Origin of the sequence: Planococcus beijingensis (assembly GCF_016820615.1) — a bacterium.
GTDB classification, from domain to species: domain Bacteria; phylum Bacillota; class Bacilli; order Bacillales_A; family Planococcaceae; genus Planococcus; species Planococcus notacanthi.
Window position 1 is genome coordinate 1 of sequence record NZ_JADHDZ010000004.1, and the last position, 24596, is coordinate 24596.

Annotated in this window: 29 protein-coding genes and 8 tRNA genes; 4 read left to right on the forward strand and 33 right to left on the reverse strand. The window is 44.4% G+C overall.

Going from position 1 to position 24596, the window contains the following annotated elements:
* Positions 1–79 precede the first annotated feature (79 nt).
* The 23 genes from IRE19_RS10895 to acpS all read right to left on the reverse strand — a co-directional run bounded on the left by IRE19_RS10895 (position 80) and on the right by acpS (position 12728).
* Positions 80–153, reverse strand: a tRNA-Gly gene (locus IRE19_RS10895).
* 24 nt (positions 154–177) lie between these two features.
* Positions 178–254 (reverse strand) — tRNA-Arg (locus IRE19_RS10900).
* A gap of 12 nt (positions 255–266) precedes the next feature.
* A tRNA-Leu gene (locus IRE19_RS10905) sits at positions 267–352 on the reverse strand.
* A gap of 96 nt (positions 353–448) precedes the next feature.
* A tRNA-Gln gene (locus tag IRE19_RS10910) sits at positions 449–523 on the reverse strand.
* 7 nt (positions 524–530) lie between these two features.
* Positions 531–606, reverse strand: a tRNA-Asp gene (locus IRE19_RS10915).
* Between the two features lie 3 nt (positions 607–609).
* Positions 610–686, reverse strand: a tRNA-Met gene (locus IRE19_RS10920).
* Positions 687–838: 152 nt separating this feature from the next.
* Positions 839–913: transfer RNA gene (locus IRE19_RS10925), tRNA-Glu, on the reverse strand.
* 5 nt (positions 914–918) lie between these two features.
* Positions 919–993: transfer RNA gene (locus IRE19_RS10930), tRNA-Asn, on the reverse strand.
* Between the two features lie 175 nt (positions 994–1168).
* Positions 1169–1621, reverse strand: coding sequence for a SprT family protein (locus IRE19_RS10935; RefSeq protein ID WP_203340417.1), 453 nt, complete (start codon positions 1619–1621; stop codon positions 1169–1171).
* A gap of 22 nt (positions 1622–1643) precedes the next feature.
* A complete protein-coding gene (locus IRE19_RS10940) occupies positions 1644–3809 on the reverse strand; it encodes a Tex family protein (protein ID WP_284700316.1) in 2166 nt (721 codons plus the stop codon).
* Positions 3810–4039: 230 nt separating this feature from the next.
* Positions 4040–5287: an MFS transporter gene (locus tag IRE19_RS10945; protein WP_203340418.1), complete on the reverse strand. Its 1248-nt coding sequence runs from the start codon at positions 5285–5287 to the stop codon at positions 4040–4042.
* A 201-nt stretch (positions 5288–5488) separates the two neighbouring features.
* A complete protein-coding gene (locus IRE19_RS10950) occupies positions 5489–6088 on the reverse strand; it encodes a PP2C family serine/threonine-protein phosphatase (RefSeq protein WP_191715583.1) in 600 nt (199 codons plus the stop codon).
* Complete coding sequence (sigB, locus tag IRE19_RS10955) at positions 6088–6870, reverse strand: RNA polymerase sigma factor SigB (protein WP_191715582.1); 783 nt, start codon at positions 6868–6870, stop codon at positions 6088–6090. Before sigB ends, IRE19_RS10950 begins: the two co-directional genes overlap by 1 nt.
* The gene (gene rsbW / locus IRE19_RS10960) at positions 6848–7318 is read right to left on the reverse strand and encodes an anti-sigma B factor RsbW (RefSeq protein WP_191715581.1); all 471 of its coding nucleotides are present in this window, start codon (positions 7316–7318) and stop codon (positions 6848–6850) included. Before rsbW ends, sigB begins: the two co-directional genes overlap by 23 nt.
* 1 nt (position 7319) lies before the next feature.
* Positions 7320–7649, reverse strand: coding sequence for an anti-sigma factor antagonist (locus IRE19_RS10965; RefSeq protein WP_203340737.1), 330 nt, complete (start codon positions 7647–7649; stop codon positions 7320–7322).
* A gap of 93 nt (positions 7650–7742) precedes the next feature.
* The gene (locus IRE19_RS10970; protein ID WP_203340419.1) at positions 7743–8744 is read right to left on the reverse strand and encodes a PP2C family protein-serine/threonine phosphatase; all 1002 of its coding nucleotides are present in this window, start codon (positions 8742–8744) and stop codon (positions 7743–7745) included.
* A 12-nt stretch (positions 8745–8756) separates the two neighbouring features.
* The gene (locus IRE19_RS10975; RefSeq protein WP_006830184.1) at positions 8757–9158 is read right to left on the reverse strand and encodes an anti-sigma regulatory factor; all 402 of its coding nucleotides are present in this window, start codon (positions 9156–9158) and stop codon (positions 8757–8759) included.
* A gap of 2 nt (positions 9159–9160) precedes the next feature.
* Positions 9161–9523, reverse strand: coding sequence for an STAS domain-containing protein (locus tag IRE19_RS10980; protein WP_008432419.1), 363 nt, complete (start codon positions 9521–9523; stop codon positions 9161–9163).
* On the reverse strand, positions 9523–10350 hold the full coding sequence (locus IRE19_RS10985) for an RsbT co-antagonist protein RsbRA (protein WP_191715578.1): 828 nt from the start codon (positions 10348–10350) through the stop codon (positions 9523–9525). Before IRE19_RS10985 ends, IRE19_RS10980 begins: the two co-directional genes overlap by 1 nt.
* A gap of 168 nt (positions 10351–10518) precedes the next feature.
* Complete coding sequence (locus IRE19_RS10990) at positions 10519–10869, reverse strand: type II toxin-antitoxin system PemK/MazF family toxin (RefSeq protein ID WP_008432415.1); 351 nt, start codon at positions 10867–10869, stop codon at positions 10519–10521.
* Positions 10870–10873: 4 nt separating this feature from the next.
* Positions 10874–11158 (reverse strand): transcriptional regulator, encoded by a 285-nt coding sequence (locus IRE19_RS10995; protein ID WP_191715577.1) that lies wholly within the window; start codon positions 11156–11158, stop codon positions 10874–10876.
* Positions 11159–11201: 43 nt separating this feature from the next.
* On the reverse strand, positions 11202–12359 hold the full coding sequence (gene alr, locus IRE19_RS11000; RefSeq protein ID WP_203340420.1) for an alanine racemase: 1158 nt from the start codon (positions 12357–12359) through the stop codon (positions 11202–11204).
* A 12-nt stretch (positions 12360–12371) separates the two neighbouring features.
* Positions 12372–12728: a holo-ACP synthase gene (acpS, locus tag IRE19_RS11005; RefSeq protein ID WP_191715575.1), complete on the reverse strand. Its 357-nt coding sequence runs from the start codon at positions 12726–12728 to the stop codon at positions 12372–12374.
* Between the two features lie 68 nt (positions 12729–12796).
* Between acpS and IRE19_RS11010 the strand changes: the two genes are divergently transcribed.
* Complete coding sequence (locus IRE19_RS11010) at positions 12797–13405, forward strand: rhomboid family intramembrane serine protease (protein ID WP_191715574.1); 609 nt, start codon at positions 12797–12799, stop codon at positions 13403–13405.
* A gap of 55 nt (positions 13406–13460) precedes the next feature.
* On the opposite strand, the gene IRE19_RS11015 is transcribed toward IRE19_RS11010, so the two are convergent.
* The 9 genes from IRE19_RS11015 to IRE19_RS11055 all read right to left on the reverse strand — a co-directional run bounded on the left by IRE19_RS11015 (position 13461) and on the right by IRE19_RS11055 (position 22264).
* Positions 13461–14972: a PH domain-containing protein gene (locus tag IRE19_RS11015; RefSeq protein ID WP_203340738.1), complete on the reverse strand. Its 1512-nt coding sequence runs from the start codon at positions 14970–14972 to the stop codon at positions 13461–13463.
* Positions 14965–15444, reverse strand: coding sequence for a PH domain-containing protein (locus tag IRE19_RS11020; RefSeq protein WP_191715573.1), 480 nt, complete (start codon positions 15442–15444; stop codon positions 14965–14967). The genes IRE19_RS11015 and IRE19_RS11020 overlap by 8 nt, the downstream gene beginning before the upstream one ends.
* 147 nt (positions 15445–15591) lie before the next feature.
* Positions 15592–17106: a degradosome RNA helicase CshA gene (cshA, locus tag IRE19_RS11025; protein ID WP_191715572.1), complete on the reverse strand. Its 1515-nt coding sequence runs from the start codon at positions 17104–17106 to the stop codon at positions 15592–15594.
* A 334-nt stretch (positions 17107–17440) separates the two neighbouring features.
* Positions 17441–18139 carry an alpha/beta hydrolase gene (locus IRE19_RS11030; RefSeq protein WP_203340739.1) on the reverse strand — a complete coding sequence of 233 codons (699 nt, stop codon included), beginning with the start codon at positions 18137–18139 and terminating at the stop codon, positions 17441–17443.
* 86 nt (positions 18140–18225) lie between these two features.
* Positions 18226–19584 carry a UDP-N-acetylmuramoyl-tripeptide--D-alanyl-D-alanine ligase gene (locus IRE19_RS11035; protein WP_203340421.1) on the reverse strand — a complete coding sequence of 453 codons (1359 nt, stop codon included), beginning with the start codon at positions 19582–19584 and terminating at the stop codon, positions 18226–18228.
* 13 nt (positions 19585–19597) lie between these two features.
* Positions 19598–20668, reverse strand: coding sequence for a D-alanine--D-alanine ligase (locus IRE19_RS11040; protein ID WP_203340422.1), 1071 nt, complete (start codon positions 20666–20668; stop codon positions 19598–19600).
* Between the two features lie 73 nt (positions 20669–20741).
* The gene (locus tag IRE19_RS11045) at positions 20742–21059 is read right to left on the reverse strand and encodes a DMT family transporter (RefSeq protein ID WP_191715608.1); all 318 of its coding nucleotides are present in this window, start codon (positions 21057–21059) and stop codon (positions 20742–20744) included.
* Complete coding sequence (locus tag IRE19_RS11050; protein ID WP_191715569.1) at positions 21059–21406, reverse strand: DMT family transporter; 348 nt, start codon at positions 21404–21406, stop codon at positions 21059–21061. Before IRE19_RS11050 ends, IRE19_RS11045 begins: the two co-directional genes overlap by 1 nt.
* 87 nt (positions 21407–21493) lie before the next feature.
* The gene (locus IRE19_RS11055) at positions 21494–22264 is read right to left on the reverse strand and encodes a hypothetical protein (RefSeq protein ID WP_203340423.1); all 771 of its coding nucleotides are present in this window, start codon (positions 22262–22264) and stop codon (positions 21494–21496) included.
* Between the two features lie 159 nt (positions 22265–22423).
* Here IRE19_RS11055 and IRE19_RS11060 point away from each other — a divergent pair, with 159 nt between their 5' ends.
* Positions 22424–23605 (forward strand): FtsW/RodA/SpoVE family cell cycle protein, encoded by a 1182-nt coding sequence (locus IRE19_RS11060; protein ID WP_203340424.1) that lies wholly within the window; start codon positions 22424–22426, stop codon positions 23603–23605.
* 30 nt (positions 23606–23635) lie between these two features.
* Here the strand turns inward: IRE19_RS11060 and IRE19_RS11065 are convergent, their stop codons facing one another.
* A complete protein-coding gene (locus IRE19_RS11065) occupies positions 23636–23776 on the reverse strand; it encodes an Lmo0850 family protein (protein WP_191715566.1) in 141 nt (46 codons plus the stop codon).
* A gap of 233 nt (positions 23777–24009) precedes the next feature.
* On the opposite strand from IRE19_RS11065, the gene IRE19_RS11070 reads away from it, so the two are divergent.
* Both IRE19_RS11070 and copZ read left to right on the forward strand, forming a co-directional pair.
* The gene (locus IRE19_RS11070; RefSeq protein ID WP_191715565.1) at positions 24010–24333 is read left to right on the forward strand and encodes a metal-sensitive transcriptional regulator; all 324 of its coding nucleotides are present in this window, start codon (positions 24010–24012) and stop codon (positions 24331–24333) included.
* A gap of 16 nt (positions 24334–24349) precedes the next feature.
* Positions 24350–24571, forward strand: a complete 222-nt coding sequence (gene copZ, locus IRE19_RS11075; protein ID WP_191715564.1) for a copper chaperone CopZ — start codon at positions 24350–24352, stop codon at positions 24569–24571.
* Positions 24572–24596 lie beyond the last annotated feature (25 nt).

Genomic DNA, 24596 nt, shown 5'->3' on the forward strand with positions numbered 1-24596 from the left:
TTTGCGCGGGCCGTTTGCGCGGCCGTTGCTGTATGTTGACGTTTTGCTGTTCAGTTTTCAAGGTTCAGGAATAAAATTTTGGAGCGGGTGAAGGGAATCGAACCCTCATCATCAGCTTGGAAGGCTGAGGTTTTACCACTAAACTACACCCGCATATATTATATGGAAGAAAAAATATGGTGCGCCCGAGAGGACTCGAACCTCTAACCGCTTGATTCGTAGTCAAGTACTCTATCCAATTGAGCTACGGGCGCATTAGAGATGTATGGTGCGGCCGAGAAGAGTCGAACTTCCACGGGATTTCTCCCACTAGGCCCTCAACCTAGCGCGTCTGCCATTCCGCCACGACCGCATTGAATTATTTTTAGGGACAAATTCCATTATACTTCATCACCGTTTCGATGTCAATAAGAATTTCTAATTCATCGTCGCTACGTTTTAATAATAATGGCTGGGGTACCTGGATTCGAACCAGGGCATGACGGGATCAAAACCCGTTGCCTTACCGCTTGGCTATACCCCAATAAAAATGGCGGTCCCGACCGGGATCGAACCGGCGATCTCCTGCGTGACAGGCAGGCATGTTAACCGCTACACCACGGGACCATTTGGTTGCGGGGGCAGGATTTGAACCTGCGACCTCCGGGTTATGAGCCCGACGAGCTACCGAACTGCTCTACCCCGCGACAATAATAATAAAGTTGTAATTTCCTTATAACCATTCTGTAAAAGCAACGAAAGCAATAACTCGTTTCATTCTACTCGACTGGCTTGAGTGTTAGTGTAACACAGAAGTTATCGAACTATAACTTTTCAGATTAATTGTTTTTTTATAAGATGGTGACCCCTACGGGATTCGAACCCGTGTTACCGCCGTGAAAGGGCGGTGTCTTAACCGCTTGACCAAGGGGCCATAAATGGCTCCGAAGGTAGGACTCGAACCTACGACCATCGCATTAACAGTGCGGTGCTCTACCACTGAGCTACTTCGGAATAATGTTTTATTACTTGTCGACTTTTTCTATTATAAAGAGGTCTGAAGGAATCGTCAATACCTTTTTCACTTTAATTTATTATTTGTTTTTCACGGCTAAATATTGTGCATGAAATAACAATAGCAAAAGGGAGGCTGCCAACGGTTGGCCAGCCTCCTCACTCTATCAGTTTATCATTTCATTGTCAGTTTTCCGGAGCAACGTCCACATCTGTAACGATCCGTATTCATCCGGATCTTGCGCTGATACTTCGTTTTGCACGTAACGCATTCGTACTGATACGCCTTGACAGGACGCTGCCTCGTTTTGTTTTCCAAAGTGGAACAAAAGCGCGGCGAACCGGTTTCCTTCAACAATTCCCGGAAGTCCCTGTCGCGATGCTTATAGCCTCTTCCTTCTATATGAAGATGATAATGGCACAGTTCGTGTTTAATAATGCCTTCAAGTTCGGCATAGCCGAACTTTTCATAAGAGCTTGGATTGATTTCGATATTATGCGAACGCAACAGATATCGGCCCCCTGTCGTCCGCAGCCTGGAATTGAAAACACCTTCATGCCGAAAGGGTTTCCGAAAACTCACCAGTGAAATCTCCTTGATCAGCCCAGTTAATTCTTCGTTCGTCATATTAACTCCCCTATGCTTAAGGTTAAAGGGTCTGCTCTTTTGGCTGGAGCATTGTCAGAGCAATCCGCCCTTTGTCTTTCTCCACTTTTTCCACCCAGGCTGTGACAATGTCTCCCACTGCCACTACTTCTAACGGATGCTTCACAAAGCCCTTTTTCAATTTCGAGATGTGCACGAGGCCATCCTGCTTCACCCCGATATCAACAAATGCACCAAAGTCCACAACGTTACGGACTGTTCCCTGCACTTCCATCCCTGGCAGCAGATCTTCCATTTTCAGAATGTCATTCTTCAATAGTGGTTGCGGGAATTCATCGCGCGGATCACGGAACGGTTTCTTCAGCGCATCCAGAATATCTTTCAACGTAACTTCCCCTACTCCCCATCGTTCGCTAAGCTCGGTCAGTTCGAGTGCTTCCAATTTTTCAGAGATGCCTGCTTTTCCAACCGATTTCTTATCTTCTCCAACCAACTTCAACAGCTTTCCCGCAATTTCATAACTCTCCGGATGAATGCCTGTCGCATCGAGCGGATTCTTTCCTTCAGGGATCCGCAGGAATCCGATTGCCTGTTCATAGGTTTTCGCTCCTAAGCGCGGAATCTTTTTAAGCTGAACGCGCGAAGTGAATCGGCCATTCTCATCACGGACCTTGATGACGTTTTCCGCCACGGTTTTACTTAAGCCCGCCACATATTGCAGTAAAGAAGAAGAGGCCGAATTGACGTTGACGCCGACTTGGTTAACAGCGGTCTCTACCACAAATGTCAATTGATCCGCTAATTTCTTCTGGGAAACGTCGTGCTGATACTGTCCGACACCGACCGCTTTTGGATCGATCTTCACCAATTCAGACAACGGATCTTGCAGACGGCGTGCAATCGATGCCGCACTTCGCTCTTCAACTTTTAAATCTGGAAACTCAGCACGGGCAATATCGGATGCCGAATAGACGCTGGCCCCTGCTTCGTTGACGATCACATATGAGATATCGGCCGAGGTTTCCGACAGAAAGTCTGCTACAAATTGCTCGGTCTCCCGAGATGCGGTGCCATTGCCGATCGCCATGATTTCAATCGGGTATTTGGACGTTAACCGCTCCATGATTTTCTTTGCACCCACTTGATCGGATTTCGGCGGATGCGGATAAATGACTGCCACTTCCAACAGCTTTCCTGTTTCATCGATAACTGCCAATTTGCAACCGGTGCGGTAAGCCGGATCGACCCCTAATACCATCTTGTTTTTCATCGGAGGCTGCAGCAAAAGGTTCCGCAAGTTTTCTGAAAAAATATGGATGGCTTGCGTTTCCCCTTTTTCGCTCAGCTCCGTCCGGATTTCCCGTTCAACGGATGGTTGGATTAGCCGCTTGTAACTGTCTTCAATTGCCGCAACGACCACTTCACCGGTCAGACGTGCCTGCTTCATCCATTTATTTTTCATCAATGTGATGATGCGATCCGCAGGCGGATTAATGGATACTTTCAAGACATCCTCTTTTTCTCCGCGGTTGATTGCTAAAATCCGGTGCGGAACGATTTTCTGGATAGCTTCTTCGTATTCGTAATACATTTGAAAGACTTGTTTTTCATCCTCGTGATTTTTCTTGGCGACAGTGGCAATGGTTCCGTCTTTTCGCGTCATATAGCGGATTTTTTCCCGAATGTCAGGATCATCTGCAAATAATTCCGCCAAAATATCCTGCGCCCCTTGAATCGCTTCTTCCGCTGAAGCTACGCCGGCTTCCTCATCAACAAATCCCTGCGCTTTGTCAGTCAGTTTTTCATTGCCAGGTTCCATCAGCCAGTCCGCTAATGGCTGCAAGCCTTTTTCCTTCGCGATGGTCGCTTTGGTCCGCCGTTTTTGCTTGTATGGCCGGTATAAATCTTCAACGCGCTGCAGGACTGTGGCATTGTGAATCGCCTTTTCCAGTTCATCTGTCAGCTTTTCCTGTTCCGCTATGGAACGGATGACATCTATTTTTCGTTGCTCTAAGTTCTGAATGTATGTATACCGGTCGTCAATTGCTTTGATTTGGACTTCATCCAAAGATCCGGTAGCCTCTTTCCGGTACCGCGCGATAAACGGCACAGTATTGCCATCTTCAATCAATGCGATGACCTGGGCAACCTGGTTGTTTCGTACGCCCGTTTCTTTTGCGATTAATGTGTGGATTTGTTGCATTTCCATCTGGACACTTCCCTTCAGTTCCCTTTCATTTTAACACATTCTGAAAAGCGCAAGCAGTCAGAGGGGCTGCCGCTACTATTAACAACCCGTAATATAAACACGAAAAAAGCCCTCTTTTTTGAGGGCCTCCATTATTCACTGGATCTATTTTAAAGAAACGCTGAACTTAATTATGGGATTGTACTTTTATAAAGAATGCTTTCTCTTAGTGGAAGCAAAGCGCCTTTCTCTTAGGTCTCTGTCGGAACTTCGACCAGCGCCGGTTTGTTGCGGGTTGCTTTTCCTTTTAATGTTTCAATTAATCCGAAGGAAATAAGGAAAGCGATCAAGTAGGAAATCGGAATGACAACCATAACAGCGGTCAATCCAAAGGAATCTGCCAATATGCCGGATAATCCAATCGAGAAGGCACCCACCAATTCACCAATCCCCATAATCAATGCATTCGCTGTAGCCATTACCGCTACAGGCACACTTTCTACCGGAATGATGCTTTGGTAAAGTGTGTTCATCGCCAAGATAATTCCACCCAGCAACACCAAAACAACCAAGCTTACCGCGGATTGCGGGAAAACGAACAAAACAAGAGGTGTTACCATGGCCATAGCCAAGTACCCTGTCATTGCTGGTTTACGGCCGATTTTATCAGAAGAGTAAGGAATGAATATCTGCCAGATGATAGTCAATAGACCAAACAGCGAGAACACCAAACCCATTTGAGTGTTTGACAATAGGCTCACTTGTGTCAGATACAGCGGCAAGAATGCATTAAATGTCCACATCGCACCCATACAGAAAATACTGATCAAAATACAAATCAGGATATTGCGGTTTTTCACACTGTTATAGATAGTGCTGACATTGAATGCAGTAACAGCTTCCGTTTTCACCACAGTTTCAGGCGGTTTCACAAAACGAAGCATCAGCAAAGCTGCAATGAAACTTGGAATACTGACGAATAAAAACGCATAACGCCAACCGAATAAGTCGCCCAATTGCGTCACCACCAATGGCCCAATCGCCACTCCAATTACCGCAGCCCCCGCATAAACTAAGCCCATGTTGCGGCCCAGCGTTGTCGGACGCGAGACAGAGGCCAAAAGTGAAAGCGAAATCGGAAGAATAACCCCTTCACTGGCTCCCAGTAAGGTCCGGACAATCAGCATATACGTGTACGTTTCCGCAAACATGGTCAGAAGCGCCAATACGGAGGTGACGATCATCGCCCAAAACAAGATGGTCTTTTTATGTCCGAGGCGATCTGAGAGAATTGCAAATGTCGGAGCTGCCAGCGCAAAGCCAATGGTCTGCCACATATTGATTTGGCCGATTTTCGTATTCGTTAATGCAATATCTTCAATAATAAAAGGCATGAGCATGGAAATTGCTTGTCTATCCAAATACAGAAAGCCCCATGCCACGAAAAAAAGCATAACCAGTATCGTTTCGTAACTTAATCCCTTTTTAATCTTCGCCATTTTGCCAACCCCCTCGTTTGTTCTTTTTTGCTCCGATTACTCTACCTTTCAACTACTCGTTCCCACTTCCCCTTTCCGTTCTGCTTTTGTACTAATTGAATCGTATGAGAAAGCGCTTTCAAATTATAGAATAAATACCTTTTAATTTTGTCAGAATTTTAAGTAAACTTATACGGTTTTTAATCCACAAAAAAAGCCTTCTCATTTGAGAAGACTTCCTGTTATAAAGGTCGCGTCGTCACCTGTTTGGATAGACGCCAATATATCTCGATACAGTTGTTCAGGAACTGCAGCTTTTCGCATCATGGCTTTTGGATTTCTTAAATCCACTCCATCGGAATGGATCAAGAACAAATCATCTTCCACATACGTGTATAGCTGAGTGCGCAATTTTTGAGGGCGCCCTGATAAATACCCCATAACCGGCAATGGGTAAATAATTTCATCTGTCGCTTTGCGATACAGATAAAAGCGGATATTGCCGACACAGCTGTATTCAAGGGTCTTTTTATTAAAATCAACTTTAAAAATGGCTACGGCAGCTCCACGTTTTTGGAGCATCAATCCGTTGAATCGATACATCAATTGATCGATTGTTTCGTGGTGGTATTCACGCAAAATTTGCGGAATGACCTGAGACGATTCACGCGCCACAGGTCCACTCCCTAGTCCATCGGCTACGGAGCAAATAAAGTAATCATCCGTCAACACCGTATGGTAACTGTCGCCGGATTCATGATTCCCTTTTTTTGCTTCGTTGAAAATAAAAGCATCTACAAAACTATGCTGAATTTTCTCCACTACGAAACCCCACCAGCCGCTAAAATAGCTTCCTGCAATTTTTTGATGGCTTTTCTTTGCAAACGGGATACATGCATTTGAGAAATACCGAGTTTATCCCCAGCTTCTTTCTGGCTCAGCTGCTCTATGTAAGTGAATTGGATGATTTGCTTTTCCCGTTCCGAAAGCACATTCATCGCTTCAGCTACAAGCATGCGCTGATCCGCTTTCTCGTATCCATCATCTTCCTGGCCTACAACGTCAAACAACGTGACGGTACTGCCATCTGAATCCGCCTCCAGAGAGTGGTCCATTGAAAGTGCCTGATAGCTTTTGCCCATTTCCATTGCTTCTAATACATCGTCTTCATCGACATCCAGGTACTCGGCAATTTCCCATACTTGCGGTGAACGCTGAAGTTCTGTGGTCAGTACTTCAACCGTCGCTTTAATACGGGGTCCCAATTCTTTTATGCGCCGCGGTACATGGATTGCCCATGTCTTATCGCGCAAAAAGCGTTTGATTTCGCCAATAATCGTAGGCACAGCAAAAGCTTCAAAGCTACGCCCATATGAAGGATCGTAACGTCTGATAGCTCCTAAAAGTCCCAGCATGCCCACTTGCGCGATATCTTCGTGGTAAGATTTACCATTAGAGTACTTACGCGCAATGGATTCAACAAGACGCTTATAATTCAACACCAAATTTGTTTGGGCTTCTTCATCTTCTGTCTTTTGATAAGCTTCAATCCACTCAAGCACCTGCTCTTTAGTAGGCTGATTAGGATGAGACTGTTTCGACATCCTTCTCCACCTGCTCTCCTTCAACATGCTTTGTCATGAAGATTGTTACGCCTTCTTGATGATGAACTTTGACTTCATCCATTAATGTTTCAATCAAATACAAGCCGAGACCTCCTTCACGAAGAAAAGCTCCTTCTTCTTGGTCGTGATAAGGACCTACCTTTGCCTTTGTTTCTTCAAAGTCGAAACTTTGGCCATGATCGGCTACCATAATCTCGATTTTGTCTTCATACAAAGCACAGCCGATGACAACTTCGCCTTCTTCGCCTTCTGCGTAAGCGTGTTGAACTGCATTGGTCACCGCTTCACTTGAAGCAATCTTCAAATCTTCTATATCGTCGAATGAAAAACCAATGCGGCTGGCCAGCCCTGAAATGGTAAGTCTTGCAACCCCAACATATTGGGACTTGGCAGGGACACGCATTTCTACATAATCGAAAGGACGCATATTAGTTACCACCCTTCCCGACTGATTCGATATCCATGATATCGCCTAAACCTGTAATATCGAATAGCCGTTTCAAGCGGGCTGAAAGTCCTTTTAACTTTACGTGTCCGCCATTTGAATTGACTGATTTATAAAAAGCTACGAAAACACCTAAGCCTGTACTGTCCATATAATTAACGTCGGAAAGATCCAACTCTGCTTTCAATCCTTGATGGTTCTGATAATTCTCTAATTTTTCCCGTAGGACCGGTGCAGTATGCGCATCAATTTCCCCGCGTATAAAGCCCTCGAGAATATTGTCTGATTCAGTTAAGTCAACTTGAATATTCATTGTAATTCGACACCCCGTTTTTTTTAATTCAACCCCGCTAAAAAAAGCTGTTCTAAGCATTAATACCACAATCAGCGCATTGCTAAACATTCCTTATACTTTTTTGTAGATCACCAAGGTGAAATCATCCTGGAATTGCGCATTCTGCATGCGTTCAAGCTCATCATAGACATATTGTACAATGGTTTGCGCAGGTTCATCTTTGTTCCGTTCAATCAATTCAAAAATCACTTCACGCTCAATAAATCCGTCTTCATTACGGCCCTCTGTGACCCCATCGGTCATCATGATGACCAAGTCGCCTTTTTCCAAATCAACGGTATGTTCTTCATAGACTGCTGCAGGAGATACTCCGAGCAGCAAACCTTTGGCGAACAACTCACTGAATTGGTTGTCTTTGGCCCGGTAGAGGATTGCCGGTTCGTGGCCTGCCGATCCATATGTCAATCGAGCCTGCTTGGCATCGTAATTGCTATAGAACATGGAGACAAACATCGAGTCATCCACACTTTTTTCGACAATCCGGTTGATGACGCTCAATACGTCTTTTGGAAGTGCATGTGAGCTGTTCAGACTATCCATGCCGAACTTGATCATGGACATGCAAAGAGCAGCCGGAAGGCCTTTGCCGATTACATCCGCAACCGCCACCCCAGCGTACCCATCGTGATCACTGACAAAATAAATGTAATCGCCATTCATTTTTCGCGCAGGAACAGAAAGAAGGCCGATATCCAAACCTTCCAGCAATGGCAACTTGGTCTTCAGCAACGTTTCCTGAACGTTGGCGGCAAGATCCATTTCCACTTTCAATTCTTCCTGCTGCTTGAGTAAGCTTTGGCGTTCTTGCAACGCCAACCCATAATTAATCATCATTTCAATCAGAAAATCAAATGAATGCCACACCACTTCCGGCAATTCACTGTATAACTCTTGAATTGCCGCTTTGTGCATGCTGATGACTTCTTCAGGTGCGATGTTTTCCAAAATCAGCTGCCGGCTAAAGTTTTGGCCGACATACAGATTTTGTTCTGTCTGTTTTTTCATATACTCATTTAAAATCTCTTTGTATTGATTCTCAATTTCTTGAGCCATTGGGTTTTCCCCCTAACGAAGCCACTTAGTAGCTCTTATATCTGTACCCTCGCCTAATATTGTTTCAATCTTAAAGTCATCCATTAAGCGTTTGACACCAGGCAATCCTGCTCCTAAGCCGCCGGAAGTTGTAAATCCATCTTCCATCACTTTGCGGATATCAGGAATTCCTGGACCGCTGTCTGCAGCTATGATTAAGATTCCTTTGATGCCATTTTCTGTTAACTGTTGTATTTCAATCCTGCCTTTTCCGGCATATAAATATATATTGCGGGCAAGCTCGCTGATAGCCGTTGTAATACGGGCCTGATCAACTGTGCCAAATCCAAGCTCTTTCGCCACATTGCGTCCGAGTTGTCTTGCAGCCACAATATCCCATTCTGTCAAAATTTCCACCGAGGACTGGTCGCTCATGTTTAAGCCTCCAATTCCAATTGAAGTTTATCCAAGCCATTTTCTAAATCTAGCGCTGTCATAACGTCTTCTAGTCGAATTCCCAACTCGATCAAAGTGATAGCGACTGCTGGCTGGATACCGGTAATGACTACTCGGGCCCCCATCAAGCTTGACATGCTGATGACGTCTCCAAGAACTTTCGCAATAAATGAGTCGATAAAATCGATGGATGTTAAATCGATGACTACACCTCGCGCACTTGTTTCGTGCAATTTAGTCAGTAGATCCTCTTGAAATTGAAGAGCCGTCTGATCATCAAGCTCCCATTGGATTGAAACAATTAATGTATCTCGTAACTTTAAAATTGGAATTCTAAAATTCATCAGTCCTCAACCTCCACAATCTTTCGGTTTGTCCAAGCCAATGCCTGTTCTACACCTCGCTGCAACGTACTTGTTGTCGTAAAATCATTCAAGTTAATGCCGAGCGTGACAATCGTCTGAGCAATCTCAGGACGAATTCCGACAAGCATACATTTCGCTCCAACCAGACGGACAGCATCCGCTGCCTGGATAATGTGATGGGCGACCATTGTATCTACAACCGGAACACCGGTGATATCAAGCAATACAACTTCTGCACGGTGCTTGACGACACCTTCCAACAAGTTTTCCATAATCAATTTTGCGCGTTCCGTATCAATCGTCCCTACGAGCGGCATTACGGAAACTTTTTCAAAAACCGGAATCAGCGAGGCTGATAACTCCTGCAAAGCAATCTTTTGAAGGCTGACCGTACGTTCCCACGTTTTGGAATAAGCCTGAATGGTGCTGTCCCGAATCGGTGAAATCCAGTTGCTGAATTCATCTACAAACGGTTTGATATTCCCTTCGTTAATGATTTCTTCCCGGACCATTCCTTCATAGACGATTTCCGCAAAATGATTGATCGCTTTTGTAACAAAGGTGATGGACCAGCCAAGGCGAACTACCTTTTCTGCAAAATCATTGACTCGGCTTTCATAAGCCTGATGGCTTTCTAATAAATTGGATATCATCAGCTCCGCAAATTCATGGCTAGTCTGATTCATCAATTCAACAGGCATCACTTGAAAAGCGCGTTCATCTTTCTCGTTTTTCATTTTTTCCTGCCAGTTTGAAATAATCTCTGTTAAGTTGCCTTGTATATATTGAGCCATCTGTTTATTCATATAGATCAAAAACCCTCCCTGTGACACTATGTATCTCAAATTTTATCTGCTACTCTTTATTGTATCGGAAATTCATTTTTTTCACATCTTTTTTGTCGGCACAGCCATTTTCAAGAAAAAACACCCTGAGAAAAAGCTCTCAAGGTGTCTTTGTAGGAGTATGTATGATTAGAATTTAACAAGGCCTACACTGATTTCCAGCGCCTCGTCCACTTTTTCCATCAATGTATCATCAAGCTGGGTAATTTTATCGGTCAGCCGCGACTTATCAATAGTCCGCAATTGTTCAAGCAGAATAACTGAATCACGTTCAAAGCCATATTTCTTGGCGTTGATTTCTACATGAGTCGGCAATTTGGCTTTTTGAATCTGTGCTGTAATTGCAGCTATGATGACAGTAGGACTGAAACGATTACCTATATCGTTTTGAATCACCAGGACAGGGCGGGTCCCACCTTGCTCAGACCCGACAACTGGTGATAATTCTGCAAAAAAGACATCCCCGCGTTTTACAATCAAGTTGTCACCCTCCGCTTACGAGTCGCACTGTCGTGTGCTCCGCTTCGTACTCAGCGTGAGAACATTCACAAGCAATCGATAGATTGATCTGTGACATCTCTACGTAGCCCTTGATCATCGCTTCCCGAATATGATATGAGTCGTACAGATTTTTAGTCACTCGATGCGTGGAAACGTAGATATAATCTCCACTTTCTTCAACACGTTCATCTGAATGAGTCGTCAACTCTGAGATAAATTGCTTTGGCAATTTAACAACCACTTCTTTTGTCTTTGACTTCTGATACACAGCCGACACCTCCGAAAATCCCGTTCTTCTGCCTTTATCTTTCTCATCTTAACATTGTATCGGGTTCCTGAAAAGGTAAATCGGAAACTTCTGTGCTGTCCGAGTATACTCGAGGCACCCGTTTCGTTAAAATACAAGGGATTTCGTAAGGGATGGTATCAAGCTTCCGTGCCCATTCGTCAATGAAAATCCGTTGTCCTGCCTGACTGCCGATCAATTGAACTTTTTCTCCGATCGGCAATTTTTCAGAAATGCGGATCATGCACTGATCCATGCAAATCCGGCCCACAACCGGAACACGCTGACCTTTCACCAAAACTTCCTGCCCTTGCAAGCCGCGCAGCATTCCGTCCGCATAGCCGATCGGCAACGTTGCAATCCATTCATCCTGTTCAGCCTGATAGGTAGCTCCATAGCTCAGCGCCTGTCCTGCTTTCACTTTTTTCACGTGAATAATTTCTGTTTCCAGACTTAGAGCCGGATGCAATTCAAAAGGCATTTCTTTGCCTACATAAGGAGACGGTGCAATGCCATACAACGAAATCCCTACACGCACCGCGTCAAATGACATCTCCGGGTGCATGATGGCGGCAGCACTATTGGAAACGTGGACCATGATAGAAGGATCAGCCAATTTATCAATGACGCTGTTCATTGCACGCACTTGCTCCAGAAACAACCCAGAGTCCGCTTCATCGGCCGTGGCAAAATGAGTAAAGACGCCTCCAAAACCAAATTCATGATCGGCGATAAATTCAAGCGCCTCGTCTACTTCGTCCAATTGAACACCGATACGCCGCATTCCGGTGTCCACTTTCAAATGGATCTTCAGCGTATCCAGTTCCGGCGCCACATTCACGGACGCCATTGCCAGCCAGTCGAGGGAAACAGCGGTTACGATAATGTTATGCCGCTGCGCGACTTGAATGAAATTCGGAGGAGTCGCCCCGAGGATCAGCAAGTCTGTGCTGACCCCTTGCTCCCGCAGGTAAAGAGCCTCGTCCGGAGTCGCCACTGCCAACAAGCGGACACCATTTTCAATCGCTGTCTTCGCTACTGCCAGAACCCCATGTCCGTATGCGTCCGCTTTGACCACTGCGATTACTTCCGCACCTCCGCTTCTTTGCTGAAAAGCTGATAAATTCTTTTTGATTGCACCTAAATCAATGACCGCTTTTGTCGGCCGATAATTTTCTGTCATCGTTACACCGCCTTAATAATTTGTCTGCAATAGAACCTGCGCTGCTGCAAAGTCCTTTGAATGAGTGATGGAAACCATACCGGTTTCTGTATTCCGAAAATAGATGGAAGGCTTACCTTTGGCATCTTTTCTGATTTCAATATCCTGAAAAGAACAGGCACCGCCAATTCCAGTTCCATTGGCTTTGGAGAATGCCTCTTTTGCCGCAAAGCGCCCTGCCAAAAATTCCACTTTTCTGGCTGCTGTCAACTGCCCGTATTCGGCCAGCTCAGATTCAGTCAGTACACGTTCACGAAACTTAGGCGACCGGGCATCCAACCGATGGATTCGTGAAAGTTCCACGATATCCAAACCGATTCCTGTAATCATAAATGTTTCTCCTTTCAATCGCAAACAGGTAACAGGTATAATTAGAAATATGAAATAGAGGTGACAAAATGTTTATTCGAACAGAAAGCTTTAAGCAATACTTGCGTATGTATCCGGTCGTTTCCACTTTAATCGCCCTTAATTTACTGGTTTATGTATTGACGTGGTTACCTGTCTTTGGCGAACTGCTTTATTTTTATGGAGTCGGCTCGAATTTTTACATTGCAGAAGGCCAATGGTGGCGATTCTTTACACCGATGTTTCTGCATGGTGGATTGATGCACCTGCTGTTTAATATGTTTTCATTGTTCCTATTCGGACCTGAATTGGAACGTTTGACCGGCAAAGTCCGCTTTATCACGATTTACCTGGTAGCTGGATTCTTCGCATCAGCGGCCACTTACTTTTTGCAGCCGCTCGATTATGCCCATGTAGGAGCAAGCGGAGCGATTTTTGGAGTGTTTGGCGCATTTGGCGCATTGGTGTACTACGGCGGACGCGCTTTGCCTCAGCTCAAACAAATTATACTCCCAATTATCGTCATTAGTATAGTCATGACTTTCTTGACACCGAACGTCAACGTCACGGCCCATATCGCTGGAATGATCACCGGATTTTTAATCGGCCTCAGTTATTTCCATCCGAAACGGATCGTCAGTTGGCGCGCAAAAAAATAAAGACAGCCGGAATCATGATTCCGGCTGCTTTTTTATGTCAAGAATTCGGGTTGATTCAATGCTTCAACTCTTTGTTGCCGGAAGGTTCAAACCAGGCAAGAATGCGGCTGGCATCGGCTTTTTCCATATGGGGAGTTGATGCAGTCGCTCCCATCATCCCGGATTTGATCGTTGAATTTATAGAAGCCAGCTCTTTGCGGCGCTGGAAATAACTTTGCGTCACCTGCACAACCTGCACGCGTTTCTTCAGCATAAAGAATCGATGCTTGCTGATTCCTCTGAATTGCATCGTCAATTGTTTATCTGCCAGCGCATAGCCCACCGTCCGATGCTGCCAAATTCCGATAACCACAACAATTGGCACGATAATCAACGCCAAGAGGCCATACGGATAGAAAAAATACCCTAAAGCTGCGAATACCGGCGAGAACCAAAGCAAGTCGAGGCGATAGAAAAAGTGGACGCTTCGTTTTGGCGCCTTGACCAGCTCGGGTGTCCATTCCAGCTCCGGAAACAGCTCTGCCAGTATTGGAATCATCCGTTCTGTTTTCACCAAAGGAAACAGGCGGATTTTTTCATCTTTATCGCCAATAGACCCTCCTGCACTCTCCACCATTACTGTCGCATATCCGAAAAGTTCACGCAGTGGATTTTGGCTCACTTTAATGCCTTGAACGCGCTTGAGAGGGACAGAAACCTTTTTCTTTTCCAGCAATCCCCTAGTGATATAGATATGGTCTTCATCCCTCTGAATGGTAAATTGGTAATTCGCAAAAATAGTCATAATGACCGAAATAACCCATGCCACCAACAGGACAAAAAAGATCGTCAACGCTACAATCAATGCTCCAAAACGCAGAAACAGCATCACTTCTTCGTAAATGGCATCATAAGGAATCAATTCGGAAAACTGCGATAAGAAGATTGCCACTGCTGAAATTACCACACCGATGCCGCCGGACGTTGTTGCCAGAATCAGCAGTTCTTTCATCGACATCCGGTAAAGCACTTTTGCTTCTTTTTTCGGAAGTGGCTCGACTTGTTCATGCGGCCCCATTTTTGCGGCCGTTTCTTCAGGAAGCTGGCGTTTAGCTTTTTCCATTTCGTTTTCAATGCGATCCGCATCTTCTCTCGAAATCGCTGTCAGTTCCGCTTCCGCCTGACCTACTTTTCCGGAGCCTGCTGTTTCCACTTTCACTTTCACTAAGCCAAGAGGACGGTGGAATATGCCTTCCGTGTAGTTCAAGCTTTGGATCCGATCAAACGGAATATATCTTTTTTTCTTTACAAACAAGCCATATTCAATACGCAATTCCCCATCTTCAAACCAATAGACAAAACGTTTCCACTTGATGATTCCGCCGACCAACAGGAATACCAGAACGACACTGCCTATTATGATTGGAATCAGGCCTTGCCAACCTTGGTTGAACATTGAACTGACGCCGCCGTCCCTGAATATATTGACACCGAAAATAATGATGAACGGGAGAATCAATTCTTTTAAGCCTTTAACGAAATTGATGAATGCAGAAATGGGGTGCAGTTTATAACGTTCTTCATACATCATCTTCCGCCACCCTTGCTAATACGGAAATTCTGGCTCTCAGTTCATCGGCTTCGGCAGTGATCAAAGCTGGGATGGTATGTGTGGTCGCCGCTGTGGATATCGAAATCTCCGCCAAATCGTATTTCCGCAAAATCGGACCTTGTTCCGTATCCACGTGCTGGACACGCACCATCGGCACGAGTGTCCGGGTAACCACAAACAATCCATGCTGCAATTCGATTTCTTGTTCCCGCACTTCGTAACGCCAGCGTTGCCACCGGATTTTCGGAAACAGGTAAATAAACAGAAAACCGAATAACAGAATCACCCCTCCATAAAGGGCATAAAGCCATTGTGGCCATTCAAAAAAATATGTTAAAACTCCTGCTCCAACCGCAAGCAATGCGAGGACCGCCGTTTCCATGCTTCCATAGACACGCCATACCGTCAGTCCTTTTCGTGAAATTTGATTTTTTGGTTGGTTATCCATTTTCTTCTCTCCAATCACGTTTCCCTATTCATTATACGGTTTACCCAATGGAACGTTTCATCCAATTGTACATGAAATTTGGACAGCAAAAAAGGGCGCATGCCCAAACAGTTTCCTGTTCGGCATACACCCTTGAAATAATCGGTATTAAGATTCGCTGCGGCGAGTTGTACGTCCTGGACGTCCGCCACCACTTCCGCCTTCACGGCGACGGCTTGCGCCTGAGCTTGCTCCACGGCTTGAAGATGGGCGTGCTGATGAAGAACGGTTGCCTTTATAGCCGCCGCCTCCGCCACTGCGTCCGCTTCCGCCTTTACCTTTATATCCGCCGCCTCCGCGTGATGGCAAAGGACGTTCTTCGGAAATAGAGACTGGAACATCTTCCGGTTCTTTAGTCATTGTTTTAATTGCAGCAGCAACTAAGTCAACAGCGTCAAAGTTTTCCAGCATTTTAGCCGCAAATTCACGGTAATCGCCTAGATTGTTTTTCTCTGTCATTTCTTGCAATTGCTCCATAGCAACGCGTTTTTGGCCAAGTACAGCCTCATCAGCAGTTGGAGGAACTAAAGCTTCCATTTTTTTCTTAGTTGTACGTTCAACGATGCCCAAGTAGCCCATTTCACGAGGTGTTACAAACGTGACTGCGACTCCTTTTTTACCTGCACGGCCAGTACGGCCGATACGGTGAACATAGCTTTCAGGATCTTGTGGAATATCAAAGTTGTATACGTGTGATACGCCTGAGATATCCAGTCCACGAGCTGCTACGTCTGTTGCAACTAGGATGTCGATTTTGCCTGCTTTGAACTGTTTCAAAACTGACATACGTTTCGCTTGGCTCAAGTCGCCATGAATTCCTTCTGCAAGGTATCCACGGATGTTCAAAGCTTTAGCTAATTCGTCAACACGGCGTTTTGTACGTCCGAAAATGATTGCCAGTTCAGGCTGTTGAACATTCAAAAGACGTGAAAGAATGTCGAATTTTTCGCGTTCTACTGATTTAACATAGAATTGCTCAATGTTTTCAACAGTCATTTCTTTTGATTTGATTTTAACGATTTCAGGAGTTTTCATGAATTTCTCTGCAATACGGCGGATTGCATCCGGCATAGTCGCTGAGAACAACAATGTTTGGCGAGTATCAGGAACACTTGCCATGATTGTTTGAATGTCTTCGATAAAGCCCATGTTCAACATTTCGTCTGCTTCGTCAAGGATCAATGTGTTTACATTATCCAATTTAAGAGTACGGCGGTTGATATGGTCTAATAGACGTCCTGGAGTACCAACGATAATTTGCGGGCGGTTTTTAAGTGCACGGATTTGTCGGCTGATTTCTTGGCCGCCGTATACTGAAAGAATACGCACGTTTTTATCTTGGCCCAATCTGTAAAGTTCTTCAGAAACCTGGATTGCCAATTCGCGTGTTGGTGCGATGATCAATCCTTGAACATTACCGTCTTTAGTGTCGATTTTTTCAATCAAAGGAATCCCGAAAGCGGTTGTTTTACCAGTACCGGTTTGTGCTTGTCCAATGATGTCCTTGCCTTCCATTCCAAGACGGATTGTGCCCTCTTGAATCGGTGTTGCTTCTTCAAACCCCATACGTTTTACGGACTTTAAAGTTGTTTCGCTGATATTTAACTCTGAAAATTTAACCAAATTTTTTCAATCTCCTTTTGTCTTCATCTTATTTACAAATGGTGTACATTTTAGATGAATTAGTGACAAGGTCGAGCCTTTATGAGGAAGTTTCACGTCGAAAATCATACTCTGTAGTTTTAAGTCAGAGGGGATGTGTGAACAGGAAAAGCTCGGGCTTTGCCGAGCGGTCTGATCGGCGGGTGTTTGATGCCCTATCTATAGAACAAACCGTTTTGCTCAAAAAAATACTCTTCACAGGGAAGAGTGTTTCAAAAATGTATCCATTGCTTTCAAAAGAATAACACGTATCCCCTCTATTTGCAATCAATACACAAAGGTTCTAATAATCAGTTTAATCTGCGCCTTTATTCATAAACTCCAAAACTTCTCTAAACCAATCGTCGCAATCATCGCTGTAGCAGATCAGATGCTTCCCCATTTCCGAGTGGATCATGTGTTTTTCAGCCGACCCGATATGATCATAGATGAAATCCGCTGCTGAAGCCGGGACAACACTATCCTTGCCGCCTTGGACAATACAAACCGGAACTTTGATCTTATCGTAATAGGGCTGGACCATCTTTACTACACGCAGAAATTCGACAGCTGAACTGATGGGCGTATTCATCAGTTTGTATTCATAAAGATGAAAAGATGCATTTTCCGCAATTTTTCCGGCTAGCACATCTCTCATAGCATCCTGCACTTCTACAAAAATTTGCGCCGGACTAATATATTTGGCAGCGGCACTCAGCAGGACCAGCCGGTCCACCTTGTAGCGCATCGCCAAATACATAGCGATCAACCCGCCCATCGAGAATCCGACGACAATAATACGATCCGCTACTTTCTTCAATCCTTTTAACGCAAGTTCCGCTTCCATCATCCAACTTTCAGCTGAAATGCTCTTTAGTGCCAGTTTTTCCCCATGCCCTGGAAGCGTCGGTATTTCTACGATCCAATCGGTTTGATCGACCAAAAAATCAGCAAATGGTTCAACTTCAAACGGACCTCCTGTAAAACCGTGGATACAAAGAACGCCGGTCTTCAAATCATTTCCCTCTTTTCGCTGCTTGCCCATAGCTAATGGAGCAGGCTGCGCTTTTTTATTCACCATCAACGGCATTGCTGCAGACATTATTGAGCAGTAAACGGTTCAATGACATTCTCCAAAGCCATGCCACGCGAGCCTTTCACTAAAATGACCGCATCATTATTGATGTATTTTTTCAAAAAGTCGACAATCGGTGCGTAATCATTTTCGTTCCAGATCAATTTGCCTCCATAGACAGGCTTCAACTCATCGTAAAGCCACTTCATACGTGGGCCATACAAACAGACACCTTTTAAGTTATCGGAAATGTATTTACTGAGCCCTTCGTGATAGCTTTGCTCGTCATCTCCAAGTTCAAGCATATCGCCAAGGACAATCCATTTTTTATCTTTCATCGTCGTTTCGCGAATGAAATTCAAAGCTGCTTTCATTGATGAAGGTGCAGCGTTATAAGCATCATTTATAAAAATGGCGCCATTGTCCGCTTGGATCATCTGCATACGCATATCCGTCAATACCGCATCCTTCAAGGATTTACGAATTTGTTCTTCTGACAGTCCAGCTTCCAGAGCGATCAAAATGGCTGCTAAGGTGTTTTTCACCTGGTGCTCACCTAAAACCGGAATTGTGAAAGCTGCATCTATAATTCCGCTCACCATAAAGCTGCTGCCATTTTCGGTAGCTTTGATGTCCGTCACCGTCAACTCGTTATTGTCATCGAATCCGAACGAAACGCCTTGGGGGAAGTCTTCCATAAACGGCTTCAGCAAAGGCTCATCGCCGTCATAGAAAAGCTTTCCATGCTGTTGAAGCCCTGCAGTGATTTCGAATTTTGCTTCTGCAATGCCTTCACGCGATCCCAAGTCCTGCAAATGCGCCTCACCGATGTTGGTGATGATTGCATAATCAGGTCGAGCCAATTCAGATAAGAATTCTATTTGCCCTTTGCCGCTCATCCCCATTTCCAGAACGGCGACTTTCGTGTCTTCGTCCAATGACAGGATGGTAAGCGGCAAACCCAACTCGTTATTGAAGTTGCCTTGTGTTTTTTGCACTTTGAAATAAGGTTTCAAAACGCTTGCCACCAAATCTTTTGTGGATGTCTTGCCGTTTGAACCGGTGATTCCGATTACGATCGCCGACAGCTCGTCGCGGTATGCGCGGGCCATTTCCTGCAACGCAACTTCGCAGTCATCGACAAAAAGCAAAGGCAAATCATCCGGTGCCCCTGGTTCATCACGTTGCCATAGGGAAGCAGACGCCCCCAGTTCGATGGCTGAACGGACATATTTATGCCCATTCACTTGTTCGCCACGGAAAGGAATGAACAGATCACCCGGTTTAAGTGTTCTTGTGTTGATTGAAACCCCTGTAACGTCCAGACCTTTTAAATTCGTTTTGATATCCAGCCATTTGGCTACTTGCTCAATCTTTTTTTTCATTTGGCTTCTCCACTCAATCTATTTTAACTTGAAGTAATTGTTTTTCTTCGTGCCGTTCAATCGCTAAAGAAACGAGGCGTTCGATTAATTGCGGATACGGAAGCCCCGTATTCTCCCATAGCAATGGGAACATGCTGTAAGGCGTGAAGCCGGGCAATGTATTGACTTCATTGATCAGGATTTCATTGGCTTCTGTCACAAAAAAGTCCGCACGGACAAGTCCTGAACAATCCAAGATCTTAAAGGCTTTTTTAGCATCCTCTTCCAGCTTCGCATAGACCGTTTCGTCCAATTCAGCTGGTATGACCATCGCCGTATTGCCATCTTTGTATTTTGCCTGGTAATCATAGAAAGCTTTCAATGGTTTGATTTCGCCGGCTACTGAGCATTCAGGCTCGTCGTTTCCAAGTACGCCAACTTCGATTTCACGGGCAACCACGCCCTGTTCCACCACGATTTTGCGGTCATACTTAAGCGCTTCTTTGACTGCAGCAACCAGTTCTTCCCGGTTATCCGCTTTGCTGATTCCGACACTCGACCCCAAATTCGCAGGTTTGACGAAAACCGGCCAAGCCAGTTCCGCTTCTACTTTCTCTACCCAAAAATCCTGATTCGTTTCCCAGTCTCTTCTAATAAAGTACACATAAGGAGTCTGGTTCAAACCTGCCTGCTCGAACAATTGCTTCATCACTACTTTGTCCATGCCAGCCGAAGAAGCCAGTACACCGTTTCCGACGTAAGGAAGATTCATCACTTCCAGCAATCCTTGAACAGTGCCGTCCTCCCCGTTCGGTCCATGCAATAAAGGAATAATGACATCCAATGCTTTATCGCTTTGCAATGGAAGGAAGCTCGAAATGTCATTCGGCTTGGAAAGATCGCCAGCCAATTGAAGCTGTTCAATCGTTTCCGCCGTTTTTTCAAGGCGCTCCCCTTTTCTCCATTCCCCGTCATGCGTAATGTAGATTGGGTAAACTTCGTACGCATCAAAATCAAGTGCTTTTGTAACTGCCAAGGCTGTGGACAGAGAAACTTCATGCTCTGCCGATTTGCCTCCATATAATAAACCAATTCTTTTTTTCATCAAAGAAACCTCATTTCATTTTCCATATTGCTTAGTTTATCACGAACCTACGGTGACTAATAATTTTTTCCTGTCAGCCGCCGAATATTTTCAGACCGGCTACACCTGCAATGATGCAGGACAGGAAAAACATTTTCGCCGGTTGCCGGCTTTCTTTAAAGAACAGCATGCCGACCAAGACACTGCCCGCCGCTCCAATGCCGGTCCATACAGCATAGCCTGTCCCCAATGCAATCGTCGTCAAAGCGAGGGACAGCAAGTAAAAGCTGAGTGCACCAGATAAAATGGTCAAGACTGTATAGAATTTCACTTTAAAACCATCCGATAATTTCATGGTGGTGACAAAAGCCACTTCAAATAATCCAGCGGCTATCAAAATCAACCAAGCCATCATGATTCCACGCCCTTACCGGAAGCTTCTTTTCCATCCATTACCTTTAAACCGATGATTCCGAACAGCAGCAAGCCTAAAAAGAACAGTTTTTCCAAACTTGCATTCTCATCAAATAACCAGATGCCGAGAACCGCTGTGCCTGCAGCCCCAATGCCTGTAAAAACCGCATAAGCTGTACCGATGGGAATGGTCTTCATGGCTATAGCGAACAGCAGAAAGCTGATGACAATAAAAATCAATGTGACAATAGAAGGAACAACATTCGTAAAACCATCTGCCAGTTTCAAGCCGATCGCCCAAATAATTTCTGTTATCCCTGCAATCATAAGATAAATCCAAGCCATCTAATTGCCTTCTTTCATTTGCATATTACGTTTTCTCTGACCGCGGGCTTATTGTCAGCCCAAAAAAATAATACCTGTTTCCAGGTATCATTGCCACACTTTCTGTTTTCTGTCATAAATGATTTTTCGCGAAATCCCTTGTTTGGTGTATTCCTCGATGTCGGACCAGAATTCATCCAAAAAGGAAATCTCCTCGACCGGCCGGATATGCAACTCGATTGTATTTTTTGTTTTTTCGGGGTCCACCAATGAAATGAGTACGCCTTCTCTGTAATTCTTTTTCAAGGATTTCAGGATGTCGGTAGGCAATTCAGGAATCAGGTCCTTTGATTTTCGGCGCCAAAAATTTTGTCCGTTTTCTTCGCGCCGAATCAAATACGTAAAATAATTTCCGACAAGCTCATTCAGGCGTTCTAAATTGCGGAAGTATATTTTTGTGGTTTCTTCTTCTTCGCTGGACAGATAGACAAATTCATTTTGCAGCGTGGCATAGAACGGCGATTTAACCGGTTCTTTTTTATGGCCGATATACAGCAGTTCCGCTTGTTCTTGAGGCGTCAGGGAGTTCAATTGTTTTTCGCTTTTAAAATCGACCCAGCAGAACTCGCTTTTTTTGTTTGCACGTGCTTTCCGCAGCTGCCCAAACTCTTCTTGCGTAGCAAATTCCATATGGGTATGCATGTTGAAAGAGGCATCTTCATACGGGTGCTTCAACAATAACAGGTTTTTAGGCAATTTCATGGCGTCCAAAAAATGGGCGAAGGTAAGTCCACTGAATAAGGCAAAATGATCGGATTCGTTCAAATAAATATATAAATGCTGTATGTAAGCATCCGCGTTCAGCGGTTTCTTTACCATATCCCCACCTCCATTCCATTTTCTATTATACGTCCAAAATGAGTAAATATGAAACATCTCTGCTCTAATTGCGTCATTACTTTTGTCATGCGCATATTACAGATTTATACGTTATAATATAGTGCGACTCATAATAATAAAAAGTACAGGTGAAAATACATGCAAACTAACAAAAGCTTCACCGACCGAATCGATTGGTCGCTGGCTTTCATTTTATTCCTCTTCTTCATCGTCAGTTTAGTGGCTATTTCTTCTGCCCAGACTTCAGGGCAATATTTAACGAATTTTGTTCCGCGACAAGCTTTATTTTACATTATTTCTGTCGGCATGATTGGTGTTTTAATGTATTTCGATCCTGAACAATATAAGAAAATGGCTTATTATTTATACGGTTTCGGCATCTTGCTGCTGATTCTGTTGATGATATCGCCAGACGGTGTCGGACAGATCGCCGAACCGGTCAATGGCGCCAAAGCATGGTTCCATACGCCATTCGTCAATATCCAGCCAGCGGAGTTCATGAAAACCTTCTATATATTGGCATTGGCAAAAATGATTTCCTCCCATCACGAACATAACCTGCTGAAAACCATCAAATCCGACTTTTATTTACTCGGAAAAATCGCTCTTTGTGTAGGGATTCCGCTCGGTTTTATCCTGCTTCAGCCCGACCTTGGTACTGCGCTCGTGTTTATTGCCATTACATTGGCTATCGTCGTTGTTTCAGGAATCTCCTGGAAGATCATTGTACCAAGTTTCGGAGGGGTCGCGGTCATCGGCGGATTACTGTTATGGATGACCATCAACGCACAAGACTTCCTGTCCAATGCTTTTGGGTTAAAACCTTATATGTTCGAACGAATTTATACGTGGCTTGATCCCTATTCCTATGCGGAATCCGGTGGATATAACCTGATTGCTGCGATGAATGCCATCGGTTCAGGAGAAGTCTTCGGCAAGGGTTACCAAGGGCGCCAAGTTTACGTTCCAGAAAACCATACGGACTTTATCTTTACTGTTATATCGGAAGACTTCGGATTTATCGGAGCCAGCGCAGTGATTATCCTGTTCTTCATGTTGATCTATCATTTGACCAAAATCACCTTGCAGTTTAAAGATACATTCAGCACTTATGTATGCGCAGGAATCATCGCCATGGTGACGTTCCACGTATTCCAGAACATCGGAATGACTATCCAGCTTTTGCCGATTACAGGAATTCCTTTGCCTTTCATCAGTTATGGAGGCAGTTCATTGATCGGGAATATGCTGGCGCTCGGAATTGTCTTCAGTATGAAGTTCCATCATAAGAACTATATGTTCGATAAAAATAAAAAATAAAAAACTCCGACGCCGTGCGTCGGAGTTTTATTATTGTTGAGACTGCGCTTGAATCGGTTGAGGCAAGGCAATCGCTTTTATTAATTCTACGCGAGATTTTGTGATTTTTGCTTGGATTCCCAGTTTCGATAAATTTGAAACAATGCTGCGAACATCTACATTTTTCGCCATCCATATCACCTCTTTGTCATTTCTAGTACTTATAAAGACGTATTTCAAACTGCCATGTTTCACAGGCAGAAGTATTATTGTTGACTTTTCTGTGTCTATGCATATAATACCATCATTTCAGGATTTTAAACTTATCATTTTGATGACAAATAATAAGGCTGTGTAAATCTCTTGATTCACATACCCCTATGAGGTATAATCGAATTAGAAATTAAGTATGGGAGGATCTTCAGATGAGCGAATTGATCGAAGAAACCATTGCACTCGATGCCTCTTGCCGAAAAAGCCATCATCCTCCTTCTGTGAAACGCGATTTGACCACTCGGCTCAATCGTGTGGAAGGCCAGATCCGGGGCATAAAAGGTATGATAGATAAAGATGTTTATTGTGATGATATCATCACGCAGCTCGCGGCTACTCAGTCAGCATTGAACAGTGTCACGAAAGTGCTGCTTGAAGGCCATCTAAAAGGCTGCGTCAAAGATCGCCTTGAAAATGGCGAAGAAGAAGTTTTGGACGAACTGTTAGTCACGATTCAAAAAATGATGCGTAAATAACAAGGAGGAATTCACTATGAAAGAACAAATCAACTTGCAAGTCAGCGGCATGTCATGCCAACATTGTGTCAGCTCAGTAAAAGACAGCGTGATGGCATTGCCAGGAATCGATAAAGTAGAAGTTTCTTTGGAAAATGGTTCAGTAGATATCGCTTATGACGCTTCCGCAGTGGAAGTTAGCCAAATTGCAGAAGCAATCGAAGATCAAGGATACGATGTAGCTACTTTAAGTGAATAACTGCGGAAACGCGGTTATTTTTTTG